Genomic DNA, 22,946 nt, shown 5'->3' with positions numbered 1-22,946 from the left:
TCCCGTCCTCCCATGTCCCCCCAGCTCACCCTTCAGACCCCGCTTGAACTCGCCCCCGCCGAGGTGCCCACCTACCTGGAGCAACTCTGGTCAATAGAGCAGCAGGGCAACACCGGCTCTGGCGCAAACACCTTCTGTCTGCTGATCTGGCAACCCGCCTGGGCAGAGCAGCAACTGGTGCGTTCCGGCCGCCTCAACGGTCCGATCACCGGCCAGCAATCCAATGAACTGCTAGACGCCGGTCGCCAGGCCGTGATCGACACCGATCTGCCCCTGAGCACCCCACCCACTGCGGGTGAGCTGATTGCCGCTGTCGCCCAGCTCGACGGTGACCACCTGGCCGACGATCTGCGGGGGCAGTACATCGACCCGGCCCTGAGTGAGCTCCAGCCCCGACGCCTGATCACCCTGGCGCCGACCATCAACGCCAACCAGGGTCTGGAGACGCTGGTGGCGGCTTATTGCCCCTTGCCTGAGGAGGGAGGCGGAACCACCGCCTGTGGTGATGTGGTGGTGTTGCGGGGTGGCCACGACGCCCTGCGCGATGGCATGTCGATCCTGCAGCCACTTCTGCCACCGTCAATGCCGTCCTGGGTCTGGTGGAACGGATTCCTTGATGAAGCACCCGACCTGATGGAACAGCTGGCCTGTGCTCCTCGGCGCCTGATCCTGGACACCGCCATCGGCAACCCCAGCCATTGCCTCAACCTGCTGCGCTCACGTGTGGAGTCTGGTCAGGCGGTGAATGACCTCAACTGGCTGCGTCTGCGCAGCTGGCGCGAAACCCTGGCGATGGTGTTTGACCCTCCGAACCGTCGCGATGCCCTCTGCCACATCACGCAATTGGACATCGATGTGGAAGGTCACCACCCCGCCCAGGGCCTGCTGATGGCGGCGTGGATCGCAGACCGTCTCGGCTGGCAGTTGCAGGGGAGCAAGGTCTCCGAAGAGGGAGTCACAGCGCAGTTCACCCGTCATGACGGCGCTGATATCCGCTTTCAGTTGATGGCCGTCCCCACCGGCCATCCCAGTGTCCATGCGGGGCAGATGGTCGGTCTGCGTGTGATCTGCCAACCGGAGCAGGGTCAGGGTGTCTGTGTGATCCTCTGTGCGGAATCCGGCGGCTGCATGCGTCTTGAGGGGGGTGGCATGGCCAGCCTTGAGCTGCACGAGGAAATCGTGTCGGTTCAGCACGCCACACCGGAAATGGATGTAGCGAGGCTGCTCAGCGGCGGACACGACTCCACCAACCCCCTGTTGGCCGCTGCGGCTCCGCTGGCTGCCAGGCTGCTGAGCTGACGCAGCACCCTCTGCCATGGCCGTTGTCATCGCCGCACCGGCCAGCGGCAGCGGCAAGACGCTGCTGACTCTGTCCTTGTTGGCCTGGGCACGCTCGCAGGGCCACAGCATCCAGCCGTTCAAGGTTGGACCGGACTACCTCGATCCGCAGCTGCTGAATGCTGCAGCAGGGCATCCCTGCCGCAATCTCGACATCAACCTGTGCGGCAAAGCCTGGGTTGAACGGGCTTTTCACGGTTACGGCAGCCAGCGGGATCTGGCCCTGGTGGAGGGGGTCATGGGTCTGTTCGATGGCATCGGCTGCAGTGAAGCCGGCAGCACGGCAGCTGTCGCCAAACAATTGAAGTTGCCGGTGGTGCTGGTGATCGATGCCGGTGGTCAGGCCGCATCGCTGGGGGCTCTCGTCCAGGGTTTCCGTGATCACGACCCCGATCTGACCCTGGCCGGTGTCGTTCTGAACAGAGTGAGCAGCCAACGACATCGGGAGCTGCTGCAGGAGGTTCTCGCTGCGGTTGGCATGCCCCTGCTGGGCTGCCTGCCCAGGAGTGACGACCTGGCCTTACCCAGCCGACATCTGGGCTTGGCCCCGGCCCACGAGCTGCAGAATCCTTCCCAGCGACTGGAACGCTGGGCGCGTCTCGCGGAGGAGCATCTCGACCTTTCCCGCTGGCTCCCTTTGATGAAGGCTCCACGGTCAGGGACGCCACCGCTGGATGAGATCGCTCCGATCACCGGGCCGGAGATGCCGGTGGCCGTGGCGGTCGATGAGGCTTTTCACTTTCGTTACGCCGAGACAGGCGAGCTGCTGGAGCGGATGGCCATGCCCCTGCTGCCCTGGAGCCCCCTCGCCGATGCACCTCTTCCCGCCAAGGCTCGCGGGCTGATCCTGCCTGGCGGCTTTCCGGAACAACACGCTGAGCGGCTGGGGCAGTGCCGCACCAGCCTGTCTGCCCTCAGGGGGTTTGCGCAACGACATCCGATTTATGCCGAATGCGGCGGCATGTTGTTGCTGGGCCAGCAGCTGAACGATCTCAATGGCACCTCGCATCCAATGGCTGGCGTGCTGCCCTTCAGCGCGCGCCGCGGTGCACTCCAGGTGGGCTACCGCCAGATGACACCACGCCAGGACGGCCTGCTGCTACGGCATGGAGAATCCATGCAGGGCCATGAGTTTCACCGCTGGACCCTGGAGCATGACCGACCGACATCGGCCGGGTCCGTGCTGTGGGACATTGAGGGCTGGAAGACCGGACGGATACCGGAGGGATGGGGTACTCAGAGGATTCACGCCAGCTGGATTCACCTGCACTGGGCCAGCTCTTCGATGATCTGCTCCCGATGGCGCGACGCACTCGCAGCAGATCCGACGCCATAGCCAGGCGGTTCGTCAACAGATCCCAGCCCGGACGGCTGCAACCCTTCCTCGAACGCTGGCGGCTGCTGATCCACGGGCGGGTCCAGGGGGTCGGCTTTCGAGCCAGCTGCAATCGGCGCGCACTGGACCTCGGACTGCGGGGCTGGATCCGCAACCTGCGAGACGGCAGTGTTGAAGTGCAGGCCGAGGGGCCGCCCCTGGCGATTTCAGAGCTGCGGGCCTGGTGCGAGCAGGGGCCCCCTGGAGCACAGGTGCTGAGAGTTCAGCTGAGTCAGTTGCCGGTGACCGGTGATGATTGGTTTGAGGTGCGCCACTGAACAAACACCAGAGATGGGCAAGAACTTCCTCGATCCACAGGACAAAGCGTTCTGGCGAGCTCTTCTCGGCGTGATCAGCCTTGGTGTTTGCATCGGTCTCGCAGCTCTGGTCCTGAAGCTGTGATCCAGGCTGCTGACCCCTTAAGCATCACTGCCCATCCTGAGTTGGTCACTCCGCTGATCAGCTCATATCACGCCAGCTCTGGCTTCTGCGCCATGGGGCAACGGAATGGGCTCTCAATGGGCGGCACACCGGCAGCACAGACCTGCCGCTGCAGCCCGAGGGTGAAGCGGAAGCCTGCGCCCTCAGCCCGGTCCTCAGCCAGCAGACATTTGCAGTGGTGTTCAGCTCTCCCCTCCAACGGGCACAACGCACCTGCGAGCTGGCCGGGCTCGGCGATCAGATGCAGATCTACGACGACATCATCGAGTGGAACTACGGCGACTACGAAGGGATCACAACTGCCAAGATCCGTGAAACCGTCCCGGACTGGACGGTCTGGAGCCACGGTTGCCCCAAGGGTGAGAACGCTCAGCAAGTTGAAGTTCGCTGCGCAAACGCGATCAGCACAGCGCTGGCCGTCCCAGGGGACGGGGATGTTGCCCTGTTTGCCCATGGCCACATCCTCCGGGCACTGGCTGGAACATGGCTGGGACTGGGTGCCACTGGCGGACAACTGCTAAGGCTGGGCACAGCCTCCGTCAGCATCCTGGGCTGGGAACGGGAAACCCGGGCCATTCAGCGTTGGAATACCCCATCCACAGGGAACTTCTAGACCAAGCCTGGATTTCCTTGCTTTAAACCAGAAGAATCTCTCCTGATTCTTTTAACCTGATAAGACAATTAACGCTATAGAGTAGCAACCCTCAAGATAAGTTGCACCCATTGAATTTCGTTCCTAGCAAGGATCAGAAAAAGAAGGAAATACCTGAAGTGATGAGGAATATTGCCGAAATCATCAGACAATTCAAGAGAGCGACAGGGGCAGACGACAGGTACGTTGCGCTCATTCTGGCCGCAATGATGACTGACTACCAAGAGAAGACATCACCATGGAAATAGCGCTAAAAATATGTTTCATTCATCGTTTCGCCGGTTCTACCGAAGAACCACATCCCACCATTTAATTGAATAGCTCTTGGGCGCCAACATCAGCGCAAGACCACGCAAAAGTATTCACGGAACCCCTTGCGGAAGCGCGACGGGCGTTGCAGCCAACGTTCACCCTCGGCCTTGCATCCGTCTTCACTGAACATCGGGATGGTCACCATCGATGTGGAGTCACTGTTGGCAGCATTACTGCCTGAAAACTTGGACCCAAACACGCCCGTGGTCAGCACGAGGTGGACCTTGATTGGTTGCTGAGCCCAAGCAGCTGAATTGGGCCAGACAAGGCAGAACAAGCTGAGGGCGACCAGACAACGGTGCATCCCCATGGAACCTCAACAAACGATCAGGCCAGCCCAGTCAAACGAGTCAAGGGTGAGTTCTCAAGGGGCCGACAGGGTGGATGCGAATTCATCGCGCCAGGCACGCGCGGTGGCAGAGCTGGCCGTTCCTCCGATCAGCCACACGCCGGTTCGGGCTCGCGAGACCGCGACATAACAGAGTTGCTGACGGATGGATAGATCGGCACGGAACACATCCGGGGCCACAAAGACTTCTCCGAAACTGCTGCCCTGACTGCGATGCACCGTCAGCACCGCCGCTGGTCCAAGGGAGGCGAAGGCATCACGCAGAAGGAAATAACGCCGCCAGATGGCCCGACCGTTTTGTTTGCCCGCGTCACGCGCCTGCTGACGCAGCCGCTGCATCACACCATCCAGCTCGCGCCGGGCCTCACTACCAACAGGCGGTTGGAGTCTCAAACAGAGCTCCAATTCCCCCGCTGAAACCTGAGCTGACAGGGTTTCAATCACCGGGACTGCTCCATCTGCTGGGGACAGACCGAAATCCATCAGGTCACAGGACTCAGGCGTCACATCCCTGACAGTCACCTCACGATTGGAACCCAGCACCATGTCGGGCTCTTCGCCGGTCTCTTCGCCATCCCTTGAGGCCGGCGCCATCACCGCCGCTCGGCTGATCAGCACCTCTCCAGGCAGCACCGCCATCTGATCAGCCATGTCCCCATGGATGGCCCGCCGGGCCAGGGGAACCAGGCGCTCAAGGGTGCGGTTGGTGTAACAGAGGATCCTGGCGGCATCTGGGTTGTCCTGAAGAGAGGCCTGCCGAAGCGCTTGGCGGGCTTGATCCAGCCAGTCTTTCTGGGGCAGACAACGCACTTGACCACTGTCGTTGCAGATCGGAGGCAACGCGGGCGGGTTCTGACAGGGAAGTCCTCCATCCCGCAGACGGCTGGCGAGCTGCAGCACCGGCCCCTGGTGGCGCACCACCTCCTCCAGAGTTGCAGCACAGGCCCGCTGCATCGAAAAAACAGGACTGGAGTCCTCGCCGACCGGAGGCAGCTGAGCTGGATCACCGACAAAAACCAACCGCGTTTTGAACGGATGGGCGCACTGCAGAGCGATGCCCAGCAATGTGCTGTCCACCATGGAGGCTTCATCGATCAGCACCAGGCCAAGGTTCTCCAGGGCCATCGCCGTCTGCTCCGTTGGTTCGCAGACCTCAGCATCAGCGGAGCGTTTCAGCTTCAGCCTCAGCAACCGGTGAATGGTGGAGGGGTACCAGGTGGGCTGAAGACCCTCCAGATCCAGGGCCTGACGCAAAACGCCCACCGCTTTATGCGTCGGCGCCACCACGGTCCAGCACAGCCCATGCACCTCCACCATCCGCAACAGGCGCATCGACAGAAACGTCTTGCCGCTGCCAGCGAAACCGCTCAGCACGAAGGGTGTTCCATCGGCTGGTGAGGTGAGCCAGTCCGCGAAAGCCTCGGCAGCCTTGCGCTGATCGTCCGTGAGATCTTCTGTGAGCTGGGCCTCGCTGCTCACCCCAGTGCTGCCCGCAGGCTGGCGGCCAAATGCCAGGGCGAGCCCAGCAGCACGAGCCCCGGCAAGGCCACCGCAGGACCGATCAAGCTGCCGACCAGTACCTGGAGGCGACTGTGGCCGAGGCTTTCCTTCAGCGGTTTGTCATGGGCTGTCGGCCAGAGTTCCACCGGCAGGGCATTGACCCGTTCGGCGGTGGTGCCCGCCGCACGCCGGATGCCGCTGGCGTCGTACATCACCACGAAGCTGACCATCGCGGCCAGGGCAAACAGCGGGTGGTCAAATCCGAGGGTCCATCCAATGCAAGCAGCTGTACCGGTCACCAGCGCTGAGTGGCTGGAGGGCATGCCACCGGTTTCGATCAACACAGCAGGACGCCAGCGGCGATGAACAACCAATTCGATCACCAACTTGGACAACTGAGCAGTGCCGCAGGCCACCAACCCCCAGGCCAGAGAACTGTTGTCCAGGAACTCCTGCAGGACGGCGTGGGATGAAGCGGACTCAATCATCGATCACGGCTGGTGATGTAATCCGCCAGGGCCAGCAGCGGTTGGGCTTTGCTTGCCCATGGCTTGAGCACCCCTTTGGCCTCCTGCACCAGATCAGCGGCCCGTTTGCGGGATTCCTCGAGCCCGAGAAGTTTGGGATACGTCGTTTTGTCAGCGATCAGGTCCTTACCGGCTGTTTTCCCAAGCACCTCGCTGCTGGCCGTGATGTCCAGGATGTCGTCAATGATCTGGAACGCCAGGCCGATCCCCCGGGCGTAGACCCGTAACGCAGCAATCAGCTCATCATCAGCGCCACCGATCATCGCGCCGGTGATCACACAGGCGCTCAACAACGCGCCGGTTTTGTGGAGGTGGATGTACTCGAGGGTTTCAAGATCAACCTCCTTGCCCTCGCTTTCCAGATCAACCACCTGACCGCCCACCAGGCCAGGGGCCCCCGCCACCAACGACAGCTCTCCCACCACCTTGAGCAGCCGTTCGGGCGGAACCCCAGGACTACGCAGCGCCACCATCTCAAAGGCACGGGTCAGCAATGCGTCACCGGCAAGGATCGCAACAGCCTCGCCATAGACCTTGTGGTTTGTGGGGCGTCCACGCCGCAGGTCGTCGTCATCCATGGCCGGAAGGTCGTCATGGATCAACGACATGGTGTGAATCATCTCCAGCGCCACTGCCGTTGGCATGGCCTGGGCAGCATCCCCACCCGCCAGCTCGCAGGCGGCCAGGCAGAGGATTGGCCGCAGACGCTTTCCTCCTGCCAGCAGTGAGTAGCGCATGGCTTCACGCAGCGACTCCGGCCGCTCCGGCACCAAGGACTGATCCAAGGCTTGCTCCACCGTCGCCTTGGCTTTGGCGAGATAGGCCTTGAAATCAAAGATGTCGGCCAGGCCAGAAGTGTTGTCGGGAGAAGTCGCCGCGACGGTCATGGAGAGCCCGATACTGGCGGGATTCTCTCAGGCCGGCCCTGGCTTGCAGAGGGGGACCCAGTCCATCGGATGGGGCATGCGCATTTCCCGTCCATGACCAGGGGCTGTTGTGATCGCCAGGTCGTAGGAGACGGAGTATCGCGGTGACGCCCCCTCATAAGGGGTGACCTGATGGCGAAGGTCAGAGGGAAACAGCAGCAGCCGGTGCTGTTGTGGCGCAAACACACCCCCTGAAACAGCTGCATCCCGATAGGGAATGGCCATCACGTGGCTGAAGTAATCGTCCGCCGCCTGAAACTCCAACTCACCACTGGGGTTGTCGGGCTCCGTTCGCACGTAGAACACAGCACTGAGCTGCGCATTGCGATGGGTGTGGGGCTCGATCGTCCCGCCCTGCCGGGCACAGACCACTGGCCACGCTTTCTGGATATGAACCTCCAGGGCGTGATTAGGCCCCAGCAGTTCCCTCAGGAATGCATCCACGTGGACAGCCAGTTGCTGATTCAGCCACTGGAATGCTTCCAAGCGATGCAATTGATCCAGTCCTGCTTTGCCCAGCAGATCGCCGGTGAGGTTGTTGCGATTGCTGAACTCAGGATGAGAAAAGACCTCGCGATCGAATAATGCCAGTTGCTGGTCCATGGCAAGAGCGACATCGGCCGTGGGGGTGAGATCTGCCTGCAGTACCGGTGTGGGAAACAACCAGTGGATCGCCTGGTCTGCCATCAGCCGATCAGGTCATCCAGTTCGTGGTCGATGCCATGACGTCGGCACCAGGCCACCACGGTGTTCACCAGAAGCATGGTCACCGTCATCGGTCCAACTCCCCCGGGCACAGGGGACAGGGCTGCAGCGATCGGTTCCACCTCCTCCGCCACAACATCGCCGCACAGTCCACCTTCGGGCTTGCGATGAATGCCGACATCCACCACCGCAGCACCTGGCCGCACGTGCTCTGCCCCAACCATTCCCGGACGTCCAGCAGCGACCACCACGATGTCGGCCTCACGGGTATGGGCGGCCAGATCAGCGGTTCGGGAATGCGCGACGGTGACGGTGGCATTGGCAGCCTGCAACATCAGCGCCATCGGCTGCCCGACGAGAATGCTGCGCCCGATGACCACGGCCCGTTGGCCGGCAGGGTCGATGCCATTGCTTCGCAGGAGAGCCATCACCCCTGCCGGTGTGCAGCTGCGCGGACCGGGTTCGCCTTTCAACAAACGGCCCAGATTCAAGGTGTGAAGACCATCGGCATCCTTCTCTGGATCAATGGCCTCCAACAGGGGACGTTCATCCAGCCCCTTCGGTAACGGCAACTGAAGCAAAATTCCATCAACGCGAGGATCCGCATTGAGCGACTGGATCGTGCTGAGCACCTGATCAGCGGGTGTGTCAGCCGCCAGGTGCGCTCCATAGCTGGCGATACCCACGCGGGCGCAGGCTTTCTCTTTATTGGCCACATACACGGCACTGGCGGGGTCATCACCAACCCGTAAGACGGCCAGTCCAGGTGGTTGACCAACTGTTTTCGAGTGTGCGTCAACGACACTGGTCAGACGACGCTCCACCGTTGCTGCCAGCGCTTTTCCATCCAGCCGCAGGGCCATGCCAGGAACCCATCAGTCCCTCCAGCATGCCCTGCAGACACAGCTAGCGTTACCCCGTCAGGTCCCTTGATTTGGTTCGCTTCAACGGCGTGAGCAAGTTGTGGAGACGCTGGCTGCGTCATCCACGTCCAGCGGGGCGACTGCTGCGCTGGACTGCCATTCAATCCAGCCTGGTACTGCTGCTCTGCCTGTTTGTTGCGGGTGCGTCAAGCCTCCCCTGGCTGCTGAAACCCGATCTTCAGCCGGGCGCACTGGCTCCCTTCAACGCCATTGCACCCAAGGATGCCCTGGTGCAGGACAGCACAGCCCTTGAGCAACGCCGCTCCACCCTCGTGGCCCGCTCCGTGGTTCAGGTGCTTGATCCAGATCAGACACAAGCCCTGAAGCTCAGGCTGGAACGTCAGCTCAGTGAGCTGCAACAGGTGAGCGAAAGCGGTTCGGCCGCCAGGGTCGGTCCCGTCAATCTCAATGCAGACGAACAGGTCTGGCTGGAGCAACGCAGCGATCAAGACCGTTTCGCCTGGGACAACGTTGTCCGGCAGGCCGCAAATCGCATGCTCAGTCAGGGGCTGGTGAGCACCCTTGCGGTGGATCAACTTCGTGAGGCTGCCGGCCTTCAGTTGCAGGGTGATGCCATCGACAACCCTGCCGCCCGCTCTTTAGCCGGCAAACTGCTTGTGAGCAGCCTTCAGGGCAGCAGCAATCTGCGCACCGATCCCAACCTCAGCAAACAGCTAATTGAAGAGCAGCTGACCAAACAAGGGATCCCCACCATCGACGTACGGAAAGGAGACCTCATCACACGAAAGGGCGAACCGATCAGCCCTCAGGCGTACGACGTTCTTGACTTTTTCGGAAAAGTGAAGCGCGAACCCCAGCCCCTGATCTGGCTGGGTCGTTTTCTCGAAGCCCTCGTTGCTTGCGGCGTAATGCTGTTGGTGATGCGACGGGAACGACCGGGACTTGAAGTTCGCCATGCATTGCTGGCTCTGGGACTGCTGCTGCTGGCTCAGTTGGCCAAGCTTTGGTTCCAATCCACGGTTAGTCCCTTAGCGGTGTTGGTACCACCCACCCTGATCCTGACCGAAGGACTGGGAACGGGCTGTGGCTTGGCTTGGATGGCCATCGCAGCCCTGATCTGGCCACTCCCGGTGAATGGGTTAGGCCATGGCCGACTGTTGATCGCTGTAGCAGTGGCCACTACGGGGGGCGTCATCGCTGGGCGTCAGCGCAGCCGGGGGCAATTGCTTCAGCTCGCTGTTCTGTTGCCACTCGGCGCCCTGGTGTCTCAGTGGGTGCTGCTCCAACTCCAACCATTCACGGGTTGGCGGCTCTGGGGATCACTCAATCCTGGACTAGATGAACTGAGCACGGATGCCTTGCTGCTGGGTCTCCTGCTGATGCTGTCTCTTTTGATGATTCCGATGTTGGAGGGATCCTTCGGCTTGTTGACCCGTGCTCGTTTATTGGAATTGGCGGACCAGGAGCGTCCTCTGCTGCGGCGATTGTCCTGTGAAGCTCCTGGCACCTTCGAGCACACCCTGATGATCTGCGGCCTCGCAGAAGAAGGGGCTCGTGCCATCAATGCCGATGTCGACTTGATTCGAACGGGCTCCCTTTATCACGATGTCGGCAAGCTCCACGCGCCCGATTGGTTCATCGAAAACCAGAAAGATGGTCCCAATCCCCATGACGCCCTCAACGATCCTGAGCAAAGCGCGGCGGTTCTCCAAGCCCACGTGGATGAAGGTTTGAAGCTAGCTAAACGCCATCGACTTCCTCGGCCGATTGCAGATTTCATTCCGGAGCATCAAGGGACCTTGAAGATGGGCTTTTTTCTGCACAAAGCTCGTCAAATCAATCCGAACATTGAAGAGAGACGCTTCCGTTACCACGGCCCATCACCCCGCTCCAAGGAAACAGGAATCCTGATGCTGGCCGATGGTTGCGAAGCGGCTTTGCGGTCACTACCACCCGACACATCAGAAGCTGAAGCCAAAGACACGGTGCGCCGCATCGTGGAATCGCGGCAGCAGGATGGACAACTTCGAAAAAGCGGATTGTCTCGCTCTGAAGTTGAGCTCGTGGTCCAGGCATTCGTGAAGGTCTGGCGGCGGATGAGACACCGCCGCATTCCCTATCCCATTCCCTCTAGACCCCGTCATTCAGCCTGACAAACAGGTCAATCGCAATGCGACAAAAACCTCAATGTGATCAGCTTTAACGAAGCCGAGCTTCAAATCATCGTCAGGTTGAAGGATCTCTTTTGGTCAGGATGAAGGATGTTTGGCAGTGATCTTGCGCTGAAGAACAACGGCCGCTGGGATCAACGTGATCAGATTGGCGATCAGCACGGGACCATCCGCAACCATCACTCCGTAGATGGACCATAACATCACCCCTGATGTGAACAAGGCGTACATGCCAAGAGAAATCGAGCGTGTATCACCACTGCGAAGGGTCTTCACCGCCTGAGGGAAAAAACTGATGGTGGTGAGAGACGCCGCTGCGTAACCGACGACTTCAGCTGGCATGGGGAACATCCTCTTGTCGCGTGGACACCCGAAGTCGGAGACCTGTGAATGGGTGTTCAAACCCCAGGGCCCGGGCATGCAAGCGCATCGGAGTCGTTGAAGCCTCACCGTAAATCGGGTCTCCGACAATTGGATGGCCCATACCGGCCAAGTGGGCCCTCAGCTGATGCGATCGTCCTGTCAATGGACGCAGCCAGAGTTGCGTTGAGTTCGGTTGTCTTGCACGGACTCTCCACAGCGTCGTCGAGGGTCGCCCCTTGGGATGATCGCCATAGCGAGGCGGATCGCGATCCAGGCGAGCCAAACGCGAATCAATTCGACCTCGACCTTGGAGCTGCCCAACCACCTCGGCTTCGTAGAGCTTGTTGACTCTCCGGGCGGCAAAGATGGCACTGCAGCGACGCAGACTTTCCAGTCCCCGGGCGACCAGCACCAAACCCGACGTGTCTCGATCAAGTCGATGCACCAGATGGTGATCCCCACTCCAATGCTGCAATCTGGTGATCAAAGAATCCTGCAGATGAGAGCCGCGGCCGGGTTGCGACAACAACCCCGACGGTTTCAGCACCACCAGCAACCAGGGATCCCAATGCGCGATCGTCAGATCGTCAGGGCTTGAGCCGCTCCGCACAATGTTTTTCGAACAGGTGTCGCACTTGATCCGGCGGGAGTGCCTGCACAAGCCGCGCTTCCGCCTCCACATGATGCTGACTGCTGTTGTAAAGCTTTAACTCCCTAAATGCTTGCGAATCAGTCCGAGGTGCCTGATCCATGCCAGCTCCGAGAACTGCTGCAGGCATCAGCGGTCCGCCTTTGCAGAACTGCATGACATGAGCGGATTCATGAGCAAGAACCACCCAGATAGAAGCTGGGTCATCCGGGAGGTTGTTGCCGCACATCAACAACGCCTGCCGCCCTTCATGAAAAGCTCCGAGCAGGCCCTCAGGACAATCATTAGAACCAGGGCTTCTACACCGGTCTGCTGAATCAACCGCAGATAGGAGCCGATTTGATCCCAACTCGATGCCCAGAGCGGAGGGGCGCAGCTCACCGACATGAGCAAAGGAGCCATCACCCACCAGGCAGAACGACCGACCGTCTGGAGCACCAACCCCCTCACCCCTGTCTCATTGATCTCACTAGATCCTGGTCTCACTAGATCATCTCCAGCGGCTGAAATGCCCTGAAATTCCCAAGATTTCAGGCATCGAGCTCTCGACGGACCATCTCAACCTTCTCATGGAACGCCTGCTGTCGATCGATGCGGGTGTTCAGCTTCAGCGTGGTGTAGATCCGCGGCACACCCATGCCATGCAAGGCATCGTGACAAGCCCGAACGCATTCCATGACGTCATCCCAGGGACCTTCGATCGCCGTGCCGTTGGGACCCAGCTCATGGACGAGCCCGGTCGACTGGATCACCCGCTGACAGGTGGCGATGTAGGGAGTCAGGCTCACCCCAACTCCGAGGGGCACCACGCAAAGGTCGACGCTGAGCCAGGAATCCACAGCTGCAAGTCCTGCGAATCTCATCCTGTCACGCAGTGATTTTGGCCTTCAATCAAACTGATGAACTCCAGACGACCCATCGATGATTGAGCGACTGCTGGAGGCTTACGCAACGCTGATGAGCAGGGCCCCAGGAGCCGCCTTTCGCAAGGCACGTGCCCTTTATTTGAACAAATATTCCCTGCCTCAGGCCGATGAGCAGACCCCTCTAAAACTCTTCGTGTGCGACGAACAGCTCACGGAAACCGTGGAACCGATCGATGGCGGAGACCCTCAGGAGCGGCTGGTGACGCTTCGATCCACCCCCGGCGCGCTTGCACTCGTCCACTGGCAGCAGACCGACCCAGCGCCTGACGATCTTGTCCGTCACTACTTCCGCCAGTCGTGGGGACTGGATCCCGAACCCTTGATCCTCAAAGCGTGGCCAGAACCTTGGTTTCGCAACGGAGGCCACCAGATTCGAATCACGTCCCCCACAGGTTTGTTTATCCAACAACAAAGTTTATTAAGGCTCAGCGAACAAAACGTAAATTTTTCATAAAACCGGTCTTAACCCGATCTTTGACATCGCTATGCCGTGATCAGACAACTCTCAGGACATGCTCACTCAATACGCCGAGCGATACGTGCTGCGCACGGAGTCCGATGGTTGTTATCTCTGCGTGAACAATGCGAATCAATCGATCAAATCAATCGAATCGCCCGACAACGCCTGGACCTTTCACACCCACGATGGCGCGGTGACCCACGCTCTGTGGATCGGGGAAGTTCACGGGGAAACGCCCGATGTGGTGAAGATCTGACCCTGAAATGGGCTCAAGTCAGCCTCAGCGCTGGCCGATCAGGTCGTCCCAGCTGAGAAAGAATTCTCCAGAGGAGTTGATTTGGGCCTCCGCCAGGATCAACAACTGGGACTCGATGAACAGAGGATCTTGATCAACACATTGCTGAACGTTGTTCTCCACTTCCTGCCAGAATGACATTCTTGATCACTCACTCCCTAAATTTTCATGTAGAGCACGTCAACATTCTGTGAGCGGTGACACATCTACTGGTGACAGAGGTCACGCCATGGACGGCTCATCCATGAATGAAGTTGCGCAATCGTCTTGATTCTTCCGCTTGAGCCCGTTGAAGCGCCGCTGCACTGCCCTGATCCATCGCCCGTTTCTGGGCAGCCAGCACGTCGGATTCCGTCAGCTGAAACCCCCATTCTCGGGCGAGTTGCAAAAAGTCCTCAAGCTCAAGCGGTGAGGCCAGCCGCTGCGACAGCAGAGGGTTCGACTCACGAAGCGACAGGAACTGGTCGAGCTGCGACAGGGACATCCAGGACCTCAGTTGGATTGGTGTTCTAGATCAGCCCTTCACGGCATCGCCGCTTGCATTCGGCAGGATGAAGCGCTGCAACAGAATGAACAACGCGAGAACGGGAAGGATCGAGACCACGGAACCAGCCGCCACAATCCGCCAGTCCAGGGAGAAGCTGCTGGACAGTTGCTGCAACCCCAGAGGAAGTGTGTAAAGCGTTGGATCGTCGAGAATCACCAACGGCCAGAGGAAATCACTCCAGGTGCCGATGAACACGAACATGGCCAGGGTGATCAGATCAGCACGGGCCGCTGGGATCATCACGTTCCACCATTCCCCCAACCGGCTGCAACCATCGATGCGGGCCGCCTCCTCCAACTCCTTGGGAACCCCCAGAAAGCTCTGACGAAGAAGGTAAAGACCAAAGGCCGTGGCGGCCTGAGGGATGATCAACGCCAACAGCGTGTTGCGCAGACCTAGCTGAACCATCAGCAGGTAAAGAGGGATCATCACCACCTGGAAGGGAATCAGGATGGTGGCCACCACCAGACCCAACACCAGGCCACGGCCTGCGAAACGCATCCTGGCCAGGGGATAAGCCGCCAACGAACAGAACAGCAGATTGGCCCCAACCGCCAGGACACTGACCACCGTGCTGTTGATTAGATATGTGCTGAGAGGATTGTCCTGAAACAGCCTGCGATAAGCCTCAAGGCTGGGTTGGGCTGGCAGAAGGGCTGGCGGACTGCTGAAAATATTTTCGGTGGACCCCTTCAACGACGTGCTCACCAGCCAGAGCAATGGCACCAGCACCAGCAGTGCCAGCGCGATCAACAACATCAGTTGGACAGCGCTCCGTACCGCGTGACGCATGAACTTCAGAGGGTCGGCCGAGCGTCGAGAACAACAGCATCCCGCTGAGGATGCAAAGGCTGGTGCTCCTGGGCTGCCACAAGACGATTCAAGGCATTGATAAAGGCCATGGCGGCAGCAACCACCACGTCGGTATCAGCCGCATGGCCTGAATAAAGCGACCCGTCACGACGCAAGCGAATCGTCACTTCACCCATGGCATCAATGCCCTCGGTGACCGACTTCACCGAGAACTCGATGAGCTCATTGGGAACTCCCGCCAGTTGGTTCAGAGCCCGGCACACCGCATCTACCGGTCCTGTGCCAACGGCCGAGACGGTTTGATCCGGACCATTCTCCTCCGAAAGGGCAACGGTGGCGGTCGGCTTCAAACGCGTTCCGCAACTCACCTGCACCAGCTGGAGCTGATAGCGAGCCTCGGGCTGTTGCACCTGTTCGCTGACAATCGCCTCAAGATCGCGATCGGTGATCTCCCGTTTGCGATCGGCTAGGTCTTTGAAGCGGGCGAACGCCTCATCAAGATCCTCTCGAGTCAGGTCGTACCCGAGCTCTTCCAGCCTTGCTCTTACCGCACTGCGGCCGCTGAGCTTGCCCAGTGAAATTCGGTTGTCGCTCAGACCAACGGTCTTGGCATCGATGATTTCGTAGGTGAGGCGGTTTTTCAGCACGCCGTCCTGGTGAATGCCCGATTCATGGGCAAAGGCATTGGCACCAACGATGGCCTTGTTGGGCTGAACCACCATGCCCGTGAGGTTGGACACCAATCGCGAGGTCTTGGTGAGTTCCTCGGTGCGAACCGCCGAGAGGGGAGTGGGACTGTCCTGATCGCGGCCGAAAAACGGATTGAAGTAACGACGGCGCACGTGCAAAGCCATTACCAATTCCTCGAGTGAGGCATTGCCTGCCCGCTCGCCGATGCCGTTGATGGTGCATTCCAGCTGACGGGCGCCGTTCTTGACCGCCTCCAGAAAGTTCGCCACAGCCAAGCCCAGATCGTTATGGCCATGAACGGAGAGAACCGCTTCTCCGATGTTGGGGACATAGCGATTGATTCCAGCAATCAGATCGCCAAATTCGCTTGGCGTGGTGTAACCGACAGTGTCTGGAATGTTGATCGTGGTGGCGCCAGCGGCAATCGCCGCCTCGATCACCTCGTAGAGGAACTCCGGGTCGCTGCGGCCGGCGTCTTCACAGGAAAATTCAATGTCGTCCATCAGGGAGCGGGCATAGCTGACCATCTCGGGAACGATGCCGAGCACGTCGGCACGGCTCTTGCGCAATTTGTGCTCGAGGTGAATGTCGCTGGTGGCGATGAAAGTGTGGATTCGGCGACGCGGTGCCGGTGAGACCGCCTCTGCACAAGCCTTGATGTCCCTCTGCGATGCACGGGCCAGCCCGCAGATGATGGGACCGTTCTCGCCCCCGACCTGCTGGGCAATCCGCTGCACAGCCGCGAAGTCCCCTGCACTGGCAAAGGGGAATCCAGCCTCAATGACATCCACGCCAAGACGGGCCAGCTGCTGAGCGATGGCCAGCTTTTCCTCCAGGTTGAGGCTGGCCCCGGGAGACTGCTCACCATCCCGCAGGGTGGTGTCGAAAATCAAGACACGACCTGGGTCCTTGGCCATGAAAAACGCCCTCGCGAAGGCTTAGTCGGATTGACTATGAGTTATTGCATCTTAGTTCAGGCATCTCGGCCAAAACCGGATAAATTCGCATCCACTCTTGGGCGGTTGGTCACTTGAGCAACGGCGCTCTCGCCCTCGTCCTCCACGCCCACCTGCCGTATGTGCGCTCGGTGGTGCCGGGTTCGCTGGAGGAAGACTGGTTTTTCCAGGCCTTGATGGAGTGCTACCTGCCGCTGCTGGAGGTCCTTGAACAGGCAGCAGCGGATCCGGCCAGCGCTCCGAAGCTCACCGTTGGCCTGTCACCAACGTTGCTGTCCTTGCTCAGTGACCCTGACCTGCAACAGCGGTTCCCCAGCTGGTTGGATCAGCGCCTCGACCTTCTCCCCTTTGCTGATGCGGAGCTTGCCGAGGCGAGGGAGCATCTCGGCGCCTCCATCCAGCGCCACAAGTCCGCCTGGATGGCCTGCGATGGAGACCTGATCAGCCGATTTGCTTCGTTGCAACGGGCTGAGGTGGTGGATCTGCTCACCTGTGGTGCCACCCATGGCTATCTGCCGCTGCTGCGCCAGCACCCTGAGGCGGTCCGAGGCCAGCTGCGCACCGCCGTGCGCGAACACCACCGACTGATTGGGGAACGTCCGCTGGGGATCTGGTTACCGGAATGCGCCTACTACGAAGGGCTGGACCAGTGGATGCGCGATGCGGGACTCCGCTACGCCGTTCTGGATGGCCATGGGCTCCTGCACGGTCGACCGCGTCCCCGCTACGGGGTGTACGCACCGATCTGCAGCCGCAATGGGGTGGCGTTCTTCGGTCGAGACAGTGAAGCGACCCTGCCGGTCTGGTCCGCCAAGGATGGTTATCCCGGCGATCCGGACTACCGCGAATTTCATCGAGACCTGGGATGGGATCTCCCCCTTGAACAACTGTCGCCACTTGGCTTGTCGGAGCCCCGACCTCTGAGCCTCAAGCTGCATCGCGTCACCGACCACAGCGCTCCGCTCGATCAGAAACAGCCGTATCGCCCATCCATCGCCGCCGAGAGAATTCGGCACCACGCCAGCCACTACCTCAAAGGACGCCGACGCCAATTGGATCAACTCAGCAGCGGCATGACGATCAGTCCATTGCTCGTGGCTCCCTTTGATGCGGAACTGTTTGGCCATTGGTGGTTTGAAGGCCCATCATTTTTGGCCGAACTGTTCCGCCAGGGGCCAAGCAAGGGCGTTCCCTTCACCCGGCTACGGGATGTCTTGGATGGTTCACAACAACTGCAGCTCTGCGACCCCTGCCCCTCGAGCTGGGGCCAGGGTGGTTACCACAATTACTGGCTCAATGACAGCAACGCCTGGGTTGTCCCGGAGTGGGAGCGCGCCGGAGAAGCCATGGTGCAGCGCTGCAGCCGCGGTGTAGCCCGCGAAGCGGATCTCCAGCTGCTCAGCCAAGCGGCGCGGGAACTCCTGCTGGCACAGTCCTCCGACTGGAGCTTCATTCTTCGGGCTGGCACAACAACCGGACTGGCGCGGGAACGGATCGAACGCCACCTGGAGCGGTTCTGGATGCTGATGGCAGCGATTGATGGCAGCGGCGATCTACCCGAAGGGTGGCTCGAGGAGGTGCAGGCGGACGACCGCCTGTTCCCGTTGATTCAGCCGCTGGATTGGTCGAAGGTCGGCAGCTGATCCATCGCTGCCCCCAGCACCAACCCCCGCCGCAACTCCCAGGGGGATAGGGCAAACAAGCGCAGCATCACCCCCATCAACCTGGGCAACGGCAGTGTGTTGGTGAGGAAGCCAAACCACTCCTCCCGCGGGAGCGAAAAGAAGGTGGCGAAGTGGGTGCGCAACAACGCTTCGTTGAAGCCCATCAACCGCCCCAAACCGAACTGATAGAGCTGATGACGCAGCACCAACTCGATCGGCCAGAGCGCTTGCCAGCCCCGTTGCGCCAGGGCCGCTGAGCCCAGGTTTCGATTGGCGAGGGCTTCGGCGAGGGCCTTGGCTAGATCTGGCCCCCGCCGCAGCAGCGACCCAACCATGTAGCCGGAGGCCGGGTGCACCATGCTTGCCGCTCCACCGAAGGCCAGCAGCGGTTGGCTTCGGTCTGGCAGCGGCAGGTTCATCGGAAACAGGCAGAACTCTTCATGGATCACCTCGGTGATCGCCACGCCGCGCTGATCCAAGCGCTGCTGCAACCGTTGCTTGAGCACGTCGTAGGAAAAACCCGGTGCCAAGGCGAGTGAGGTTTCTTCCACGAAGAACACCCCATCGCCCAGATCCATGGCGTACAAAAACGTGGGTGGTTCTTGGCGCTGCGCTGCACTGAGGTGATCGCAGCGGTAGTCCATCAACACAAACCGTCCTGCCTCAATCGGCGGCTGGGAGAACCTCCCCACCACGCCATAGGCCGCCTGGCCCGCCACCGGCCCCTGATCCGGACGGCGGATGTGGGGCGTGCGCGAGCCGGAGGCGTCAATCACCAACCGTGCCTGCAACGTGGTTCCCGACACACAGCTGACGCTGGTGGTTGCACTGGTTGCGTCGACCCGTTCGGCCGTGTCTTGATGCCAGACCACGCCGTCGGCGCGCTCCAGCCAATAGCGCTGCAACTCGGCCCGATCAAACAAGCCATAGTCGATCCCGTGGGCATGGCTCTGATCCTGAGCCGTTGAGCCGCCTGCGCCGAAAAAACTGACGGTGTCGCTCCAGCGGTGCTCCAGCAAGTGCTCGAGCCCAACCATCTTCAGCTCATCGGCCCAGATGCCGTAGGTGTTCGGCCAAGAAGCGTCGACTGGATCTGGGGCAATGCATCCAACAGCCACGCCCCATTGATTCAGTTCCGAGGCGATGCAGAGGGCGGCGGGACCGCCCCCAAGCACCAGCACATCCACCGGCTCAGCCAAGGTCAGCTGTCCTGCGCGCTGCTTTCGGTGTCACTCGTTTCGGTGTCATCCGCGTTGGTGTCGTCGGTTGCTGTGGTGTCGTCTTCTGCTTCAGGCGGCACCAGCACCACTTCCGAAAGACGGTCACCTTTATCGAGACGCTGCAGCCGCACACCCGTGGCGGCACGCGACTGCTGGGGAATCGCATCGGCGCTGGTGCGCACGATCACCCCTTTCTCGCTCACTAACAGCACCTCCTCACCAGCACCGAGGACCCGTAGACCCACCAGAGCATCATCCGTCGTGCGGAACTTCATCGCCCGCAGGCCCATGCCAGCCCGCTTCTGCAGTCGGAACTGGGTCACCGGCACACGCTTGCCCAATCCAGATGCCGAGGCCACCAACACCCAGGGACCATCACCAGAGGATGCATCATCCTCTTCATCGTCCTCTGCACTCTGGGCGATCCGATCCGCCAGCTCAACCGGCAGGACATCCATGCTCACCAGTCCATCGCCCTCGCGCAGGTTCATCGAACGCACACCACGGGCCGTGCGGCCTAATGGGCGCAGCTCCTCATCACTGAGGCGAAAGTGAATCGTCATCCCCGCATTGGAGCCGATCAGCACGCTGTCGCCGGGCACCGCCAGACGAACCCAACGCAATGCATCCCCCTCTTCCAGGTTGATAGCGATCAGACCATTGGAGCGAATGTTGCTGAAGGCTGAAAGACGGGTGCGCTTGATGAACCCGCCTCGGGTCAGCATCAACAAGTCCATGTCGTCGTTGAATTCCGACACGGGAATCAACGAGGTGATTGCTTCCTCCCGAGGGATGGGCAACAACTGCACCACCGGTGTGCCTTTTGCGGTGCGGCTGCATTGCGGCACCCGGTAAGCCGGAAGGGCATAGGAAACACCCCGATCACTGAACAGCAGCAGCGTGTCGTGGTCGTTGCAGCTGATGAACAGCTTCACGGCCTCCTCTCCCTGGCTGCGGGTGCCAGCTTTGCCGCGGGTGCCTCGACTGGTGGCTTCGAACTCACTCACCGGCATCCGTTTCAGGTAACCGGTTTCGGTGACGAGCACCACGGAACGCTCGTTGGCGATCAGATCGATGTCCTCAAGACCACCACCCAGATCGAGAATCTCGGTTCGGCGCGGTGTCGTGTAGCGATCGCTGAGTTGGTTGAGTTCGTCCTGAATGATTCCGAACACCCGCTCACGCCGGCCGAGGATGTCTTTGTAATCCGCGATTTTGGTGACCAGATCCTCGTGCTCAAGCCGGATCTTGTCGGCCTCCAACGCTGTGAGACGCCGCAGCTGCATCTGCAGGATGGCGTCGGCCTGAATGTCGCTGAGGCCATGACGGTCCTGCAGCTGCTGACGGGCCGTAGCCGTGTCAGGCGCAGCCCGGATGAGGGCAATGATCGGATCCAGCTGATCAAGGGCCAACAGCAGGCCCAGCAGGATGTGATCGCGTTCCTCGGCCTTGCGCAGCAGATAACGGGTGCGGCGCTCAATGGTCTCGACACGAAAGTCGAGAAACACCTCGAGCATCTTGCGCAGGGTGAGCAGGATCGGCTCACCGTTCACCAGCGCCAACATGTAAGCACTGAAGTTGCTTTGCAAGGCAGTGAGTTTGAACAGATTGTTCAGCACCACCTGCGGATAGGCATCACGGCGCAGCTCCACCACGATGCGCATGCCGTCGCGATCGCTCTCATCGCGGATATCAGAAATACCCTCAAGCTTTTTGTCGTTGACCAGCTCGGCGATGCGCTCGATCAGGCCAGCCTTGTTGGTCTGATAAGGCAACTCCGTGATGATCACGGCATCACGATCAGGACGGCCGGGGGCTTCGATCGTCTCAATCGCCGCCACACCGCGCATGGTGATCGAGCCACGACCGCCCAGATAGGTCTCACGGATGCCCTCGCGACCCAGGATCTGACCACCTGTTGGGAAGTCGGGTCCAGGAATCAGCCGGACCAACTCCTGATCTGTGAGATCAGGGTTCTCAATCAGCGCCAGCAGACCGTTGATCAGCTCATTGAGGTTGTGGGGGGGGATGTTGGTCGCCATCCCCACGGCAATGCCCGCTGAACCATTCAGCAGCAGCTGGGGAATTCGAGCCGGAAGCACCGTCGGCTCCTGCTGCGAACCATCGAAGTTATCGGCGAAATCAACGGTCTCGGCCTCGATGTCCTCCAGCAGGCTGTCGGTGGTCAGCGCCTGCAACCTGGACTCGGTGTATCGCATGGCCGCCGGCGGATCGTTGTCCACCGATCCGAAATTGCCGTGCCCGTCAATCAACGGCATCGACATCGAAAAGTCCTGGGCCATCCGCACCAGGGCGTCGTACACAGCCGTATCGCCATGGGGGTGGTATTTACCCAGCACCTCGCCCACCACACGGGCGCATTTCCTGTAAGGGCGATCGCTGGTCAGCCCCAATTCGTACATCGCGTACAAGATCCGGCGATGCACGGGCTTTAGGCCATCGCGGGCATCGGGCAACGCCCGGCCCACGATCACACTCATCGCGTACTCCAGATAGGAGCGCGACATCTCGTTGCGAAGATCCGCCTGAATGATTCGATCGTCGGAATCGCCGGGACCGCCGCCTCCTGGCCCCACAGAATCCGCCATACAAACGATGTACCACCGCCCTTCAGTTTATCTCCGAGGAGGAATCAAGACCGAAAACCTCCGATAAGCTCCAGGTCAAATTTTTGGAACTGATGGGACCCATCGACGAACCACAATCCAACGTCGACAGCGTCAGCCCGGTCCCAGAGCCCACACCAACCCCCACCGTCACAACAACCCCCATTGTCACCCCAGAGCTCACCTCTGATCCAGCCATTGCAGCCACGGTGACGATCCCGGCTGACGCTGACGCCTCAGGGGGTGAGTGGGATCTGTTGAAGGACAAGCTCCAAGGGTTGGTCAACACAGATCAGCTGCACAGCCAGTGGAGCCAGTTGAAAGGCCCGCTTCGACTGCTCGCAGGCTTGATTGTTCTGGTGATTGTTCTGCAGATCTATGGCGGCATTCTTCGCACCATTGATGCGTTGCCCCTGGCCTCAGGCTTGTTTGAACTGGCCGGTGTGATCTGGCTCGGAAATTTTTCAGTGCGCAACCTGGTGCGCAGCGGGGACCGCCGCAAAGTGTTGGAAGACCTGGTGCGCCTCTGGCAACGGGTTGTCGGTGGCTGAGCACA

The 22,946-nt window shown here is 60.4% G+C and carries 25 protein-coding genes; 9 read left to right on the top strand and 16 right to left on the bottom strand.

Translation table 11 applies throughout. The annotated features are described in order from the left end of the window. Nucleotides 1–12: 12 nt before the first annotated feature. The 4 genes from TX72_RS03655 to TX72_RS03640 all read left to right on the top strand — a co-directional run bounded on the left by TX72_RS03655 (nt 13) and on the right by TX72_RS03640 (nt 3,767). A complete protein-coding gene (locus tag TX72_RS03655; RefSeq protein ID WP_011127614.1) occupies nt 13–1,299 on the top strand; it encodes a glucose-6-phosphate dehydrogenase assembly protein OpcA in 1,287 nt (428 codons plus the stop codon). A gap of 16 nt (nt 1,300–1,315) precedes the next feature. Beyond that, nucleotides 1,316–2,674 (top strand): cobyrinic acid a,c-diamide synthase CobB, encoded by a 1,359-nt coding sequence (locus TX72_RS03650; protein WP_011127613.1) that lies wholly within the window; start codon nt 1,316–1,318, stop codon nt 2,672–2,674. Further along, nucleotides 2,638–2,991, top strand: a complete 354-nt coding sequence (locus tag TX72_RS03645) for an acylphosphatase (RefSeq protein ID WP_042503148.1) — start codon at nt 2,638–2,640, stop codon at nt 2,989–2,991. Before TX72_RS03650 ends, TX72_RS03645 begins: the two co-directional genes overlap by 37 nt. A gap of 209 nt (nt 2,992–3,200) precedes the next feature. Further along, a complete protein-coding gene (locus TX72_RS03640) occupies nt 3,201–3,767 on the top strand; it encodes a histidine phosphatase family protein (protein WP_011127611.1) in 567 nt (188 codons plus the stop codon). A 376-nt stretch (nt 3,768–4,143) separates the two neighbouring features. On the opposite strand, the gene TX72_RS03635 is transcribed toward TX72_RS03640, so the two are convergent. Genes TX72_RS03635 through folD form a run of 6 tightly spaced genes read right to left on the bottom strand, consistent with a single transcriptional unit; the run spans nt 4,144 to nt 8,988 of the window. Continuing rightward, on the bottom strand, nt 4,144–4,428 hold the full coding sequence (locus TX72_RS03635; protein WP_011127610.1) for a hypothetical protein: 285 nt from the start codon (nt 4,426–4,428) through the stop codon (nt 4,144–4,146). 54 nt (nt 4,429–4,482) lie between these two features. Further along, entirely contained in the window at nt 4,483–5,946 is a 1,464-nt protein-coding gene (locus tag TX72_RS03630; protein ID WP_011127609.1) for an ATP-dependent DNA helicase, read from the bottom strand. Beyond that, the gene (locus tag TX72_RS03625) at nt 5,943–6,455 is read right to left on the bottom strand and encodes a divergent PAP2 family protein (RefSeq protein WP_011127608.1); all 513 of its coding nucleotides are present in this window, start codon (nt 6,453–6,455) and stop codon (nt 5,943–5,945) included. The genes TX72_RS03630 and TX72_RS03625 overlap by 4 nt, the downstream gene beginning before the upstream one ends. Then, on the bottom strand, nt 6,452–7,381 hold the full coding sequence (gene crtE / locus TX72_RS03620) for a geranylgeranyl diphosphate synthase CrtE (RefSeq protein WP_011127607.1): 930 nt from the start codon (nt 7,379–7,381) through the stop codon (nt 6,452–6,454). Before crtE ends, TX72_RS03625 begins: the two co-directional genes overlap by 4 nt. A gap of 27 nt (nt 7,382–7,408) precedes the next feature. Next, nucleotides 7,409–8,107: a TIGR02466 family protein gene (locus TX72_RS03615; protein WP_011127606.1), complete on the bottom strand. Its 699-nt coding sequence runs from the start codon at nt 8,105–8,107 to the stop codon at nt 7,409–7,411. Beyond that, nucleotides 8,107–8,988 (bottom strand): bifunctional methylenetetrahydrofolate dehydrogenase/methenyltetrahydrofolate cyclohydrolase FolD, encoded by an 882-nt coding sequence (folD, locus tag TX72_RS03610; RefSeq protein WP_011127605.1) that lies wholly within the window; start codon nt 8,986–8,988, stop codon nt 8,107–8,109. The genes TX72_RS03615 and folD overlap by 1 nt, the downstream gene beginning before the upstream one ends. Nucleotides 8,989–9,059: 71 nt before the next feature. Here folD and TX72_RS03605 point away from each other — a divergent pair, with 71 nt between their 5' ends. After that, on the top strand, nt 9,060–11,162 hold the full coding sequence (locus TX72_RS03605; RefSeq protein WP_011127604.1) for an HDIG domain-containing metalloprotein: 2,103 nt from the start codon (nt 9,060–9,062) through the stop codon (nt 11,160–11,162). Nucleotides 11,163–11,258: 96 nt separating this feature from the next. On the opposite strand, the gene TX72_RS03600 is transcribed toward TX72_RS03605, so the two are convergent. The 4 genes from TX72_RS03600 to TX72_RS03585 all read right to left on the bottom strand — a co-directional run bounded on the left by TX72_RS03600 (nt 11,259) and on the right by TX72_RS03585 (nt 13,055). Beyond that, nucleotides 11,259–11,522: an SWEET family sugar transporter gene (locus TX72_RS03600; RefSeq protein WP_042503140.1), complete on the bottom strand. Its 264-nt coding sequence runs from the start codon at nt 11,520–11,522 to the stop codon at nt 11,259–11,261. Next, on the bottom strand, nt 11,512–12,153 hold the full coding sequence (locus TX72_RS03595) for an RluA family pseudouridine synthase (RefSeq protein WP_011127602.1): 642 nt from the start codon (nt 12,151–12,153) through the stop codon (nt 11,512–11,514). The genes TX72_RS03600 and TX72_RS03595 overlap by 11 nt, the downstream gene beginning before the upstream one ends. Nucleotides 12,154–12,420: 267 nt before the next feature. Next, nucleotides 12,421–12,630, bottom strand: coding sequence for a hypothetical protein (locus TX72_RS14675; protein ID WP_225867735.1), 210 nt, complete (start codon nt 12,628–12,630; stop codon nt 12,421–12,423). 92 nt (nt 12,631–12,722) lie between these two features. After that, nucleotides 12,723–13,055, bottom strand: a complete 333-nt coding sequence (locus TX72_RS03585) for an MTH1187 family thiamine-binding protein (RefSeq protein ID WP_011127600.1) — start codon at nt 13,053–13,055, stop codon at nt 12,723–12,725. 58 nt (nt 13,056–13,113) lie between these two features. On the opposite strand from TX72_RS03585, the gene TX72_RS03580 reads away from it, so the two are divergent. Beyond that, nucleotides 13,114–13,572, top strand: coding sequence for a hypothetical protein (locus TX72_RS03580; protein WP_011127599.1), 459 nt, complete (start codon nt 13,114–13,116; stop codon nt 13,570–13,572). Nucleotides 13,573–13,630: 58 nt separating this feature from the next. Beyond that, nucleotides 13,631–13,834: a hypothetical protein gene (locus tag TX72_RS03575; protein ID WP_042503137.1), complete on the top strand. Its 204-nt coding sequence runs from the start codon at nt 13,631–13,633 to the stop codon at nt 13,832–13,834. Nucleotides 13,835–13,858: 24 nt separating this feature from the next. Here TX72_RS03575 and TX72_RS14115 read toward each other — a convergent pair whose 3' ends face one another. From TX72_RS14115 to TX72_RS03560, 4 genes are all read right to left on the bottom strand, one after another. Beyond that, complete coding sequence (locus tag TX72_RS14115; protein WP_011127598.1) at nt 13,859–14,014, bottom strand: hypothetical protein; 156 nt, start codon at nt 14,012–14,014, stop codon at nt 13,859–13,861. 97 nt (nt 14,015–14,111) lie between these two features. After that, nucleotides 14,112–14,357, bottom strand: a complete 246-nt coding sequence (locus TX72_RS03570; protein ID WP_011127597.1) for a Nif11-like leader peptide family natural product precursor — start codon at nt 14,355–14,357, stop codon at nt 14,112–14,114. A gap of 30 nt (nt 14,358–14,387) precedes the next feature. Next, nucleotides 14,388–15,212, bottom strand: coding sequence for a carbohydrate ABC transporter permease (locus tag TX72_RS03565; protein ID WP_011127596.1), 825 nt, complete (start codon nt 15,210–15,212; stop codon nt 14,388–14,390). Between the two features lie 5 nt (nt 15,213–15,217). After that, on the bottom strand, nt 15,218–16,840 hold the full coding sequence (locus TX72_RS03560; RefSeq protein ID WP_011127595.1) for a 2-isopropylmalate synthase: 1,623 nt from the start codon (nt 16,838–16,840) through the stop codon (nt 15,218–15,220). Nucleotides 16,841–16,953: 113 nt separating this feature from the next. Between TX72_RS03560 and TX72_RS03555 the strand changes: the two genes are divergently transcribed. After that, complete coding sequence (locus TX72_RS03555; protein ID WP_011127594.1) at nt 16,954–18,522, top strand: glycoside hydrolase family 57 protein; 1,569 nt, start codon at nt 16,954–16,956, stop codon at nt 18,520–18,522. Here TX72_RS03555 and crtL read toward each other — a convergent pair. Both crtL and gyrA read right to left on the bottom strand, forming a co-directional pair. After that, on the bottom strand, nt 18,489–19,742 hold the full coding sequence (gene crtL, locus TX72_RS03550; protein WP_011127593.1) for a lycopene beta cyclase: 1,254 nt from the start codon (nt 19,740–19,742) through the stop codon (nt 18,489–18,491). The genes TX72_RS03555 and crtL overlap by 34 nt on opposite strands. Before the next feature lie 2 nt (nt 19,743–19,744). Then, nucleotides 19,745–22,372, bottom strand: coding sequence for a DNA gyrase subunit A (gene gyrA, locus TX72_RS03545; RefSeq protein WP_011127592.1), 2,628 nt, complete (start codon nt 22,370–22,372; stop codon nt 19,745–19,747). 92 nt (nt 22,373–22,464) lie between these two features. Between gyrA and TX72_RS03540 the strand changes: the two genes are divergently transcribed. Next, nucleotides 22,465–22,941: a CAAD domain-containing protein gene (locus tag TX72_RS03540; RefSeq protein WP_042504198.1), complete on the top strand. Its 477-nt coding sequence runs from the start codon at nt 22,465–22,467 to the stop codon at nt 22,939–22,941. Nucleotides 22,942–22,946: the final 5 nt, after the last annotated feature.

Source organism: Parasynechococcus marenigrum WH 8102 (genome assembly GCF_000195975.1).
Classification (GTDB): domain Bacteria; phylum Cyanobacteriota; class Cyanobacteriia; order PCC-6307; family Cyanobiaceae; genus Parasynechococcus; species Parasynechococcus marisnigri.
The sequence above is the reverse complement of the archived record's forward strand: the minus strand, read 5'-3'. Positions and strand labels throughout refer to the sequence as shown.

Bases quoted from the DNA above. Each gene is read 5' to 3' on its own strand.
- TX72_RS03650 (WP_011127613.1), top strand. From the start codon at position 1,316: ATGGCCGTTGTCATCGCCGCACCGGCCAGCGGCAGCGGCAAGACGCTG.
- TX72_RS03600 (WP_042503140.1), bottom strand. From the start codon at position 11,522: ATGCCAGCTGAAGTCGTCGGTTACGCAGCGGCGTCTCTCACCACCATC.
- TX72_RS03615 (WP_011127606.1), bottom strand. From the start codon at position 8,107: ATGGCAGACCAGGCGATCCACTGGTTGTTTCCCACACCGGTACTGCAG.
- TX72_RS03635 (WP_011127610.1), bottom strand. From the start codon at position 4,428: ATGGGGATGCACCGTTGTCTGGTCGCCCTCAGCTTGTTCTGCCTTGTC.
- gyrA (WP_011127592.1), bottom strand. From the start codon at position 22,372: ATGGCGGATTCTGTGGGGCCAGGAGGCGGCGGTCCCGGCGATTCCGAC.
- TX72_RS03540 (WP_042504198.1), top strand. From the start codon at position 22,465: ATGGGACCCATCGACGAACCACAATCCAACGTCGACAGCGTCAGCCCG.
- TX72_RS03560 (WP_011127595.1), bottom strand. From the start codon at position 16,840: ATGGCCAAGGACCCAGGTCGTGTCTTGATTTTCGACACCACCCTGCGG.
- TX72_RS03585 (WP_011127600.1), bottom strand. From the start codon at position 13,055: ATGAGATTCGCAGGACTTGCAGCTGTGGATTCCTGGCTCAGCGTCGAC.
- TX72_RS03625 (WP_011127608.1), bottom strand. From the start codon at position 6,455: ATGATTGAGTCCGCTTCATCCCACGCCGTCCTGCAGGAGTTCCTGGAC.
- TX72_RS03655 (WP_011127614.1), top strand. From the start codon at position 13: ATGTCCCCCCAGCTCACCCTTCAGACCCCGCTTGAACTCGCCCCCGCC.
- TX72_RS03580 (WP_011127599.1), top strand. From the start codon at position 13,114: ATGATTGAGCGACTGCTGGAGGCTTACGCAACGCTGATGAGCAGGGCC.
- TX72_RS03565 (WP_011127596.1), bottom strand. From the start codon at position 15,212: ATGCGTCACGCGGTACGGAGCGCTGTCCAACTGATGTTGTTGATCGCG.
- TX72_RS03645 (WP_042503148.1), top strand. From the start codon at position 2,638: ATGGCGCGACGCACTCGCAGCAGATCCGACGCCATAGCCAGGCGGTTC.
- folD (WP_011127605.1), bottom strand. From the start codon at position 8,988: ATGGCCCTGCGGCTGGATGGAAAAGCGCTGGCAGCAACGGTGGAGCGT.
- TX72_RS03575 (WP_042503137.1), top strand. From the start codon at position 13,631: ATGCTCACTCAATACGCCGAGCGATACGTGCTGCGCACGGAGTCCGAT.
- crtE (WP_011127607.1), bottom strand. From the start codon at position 7,381: ATGACCGTCGCGGCGACTTCTCCCGACAACACTTCTGGCCTGGCCGAC.
- TX72_RS14115 (WP_011127598.1), bottom strand. From the start codon at position 14,014: ATGTCATTCTGGCAGGAAGTGGAGAACAACGTTCAGCAATGTGTTGAT.
- TX72_RS03570 (WP_011127597.1), bottom strand. From the start codon at position 14,357: ATGTCCCTGTCGCAGCTCGACCAGTTCCTGTCGCTTCGTGAGTCGAAC.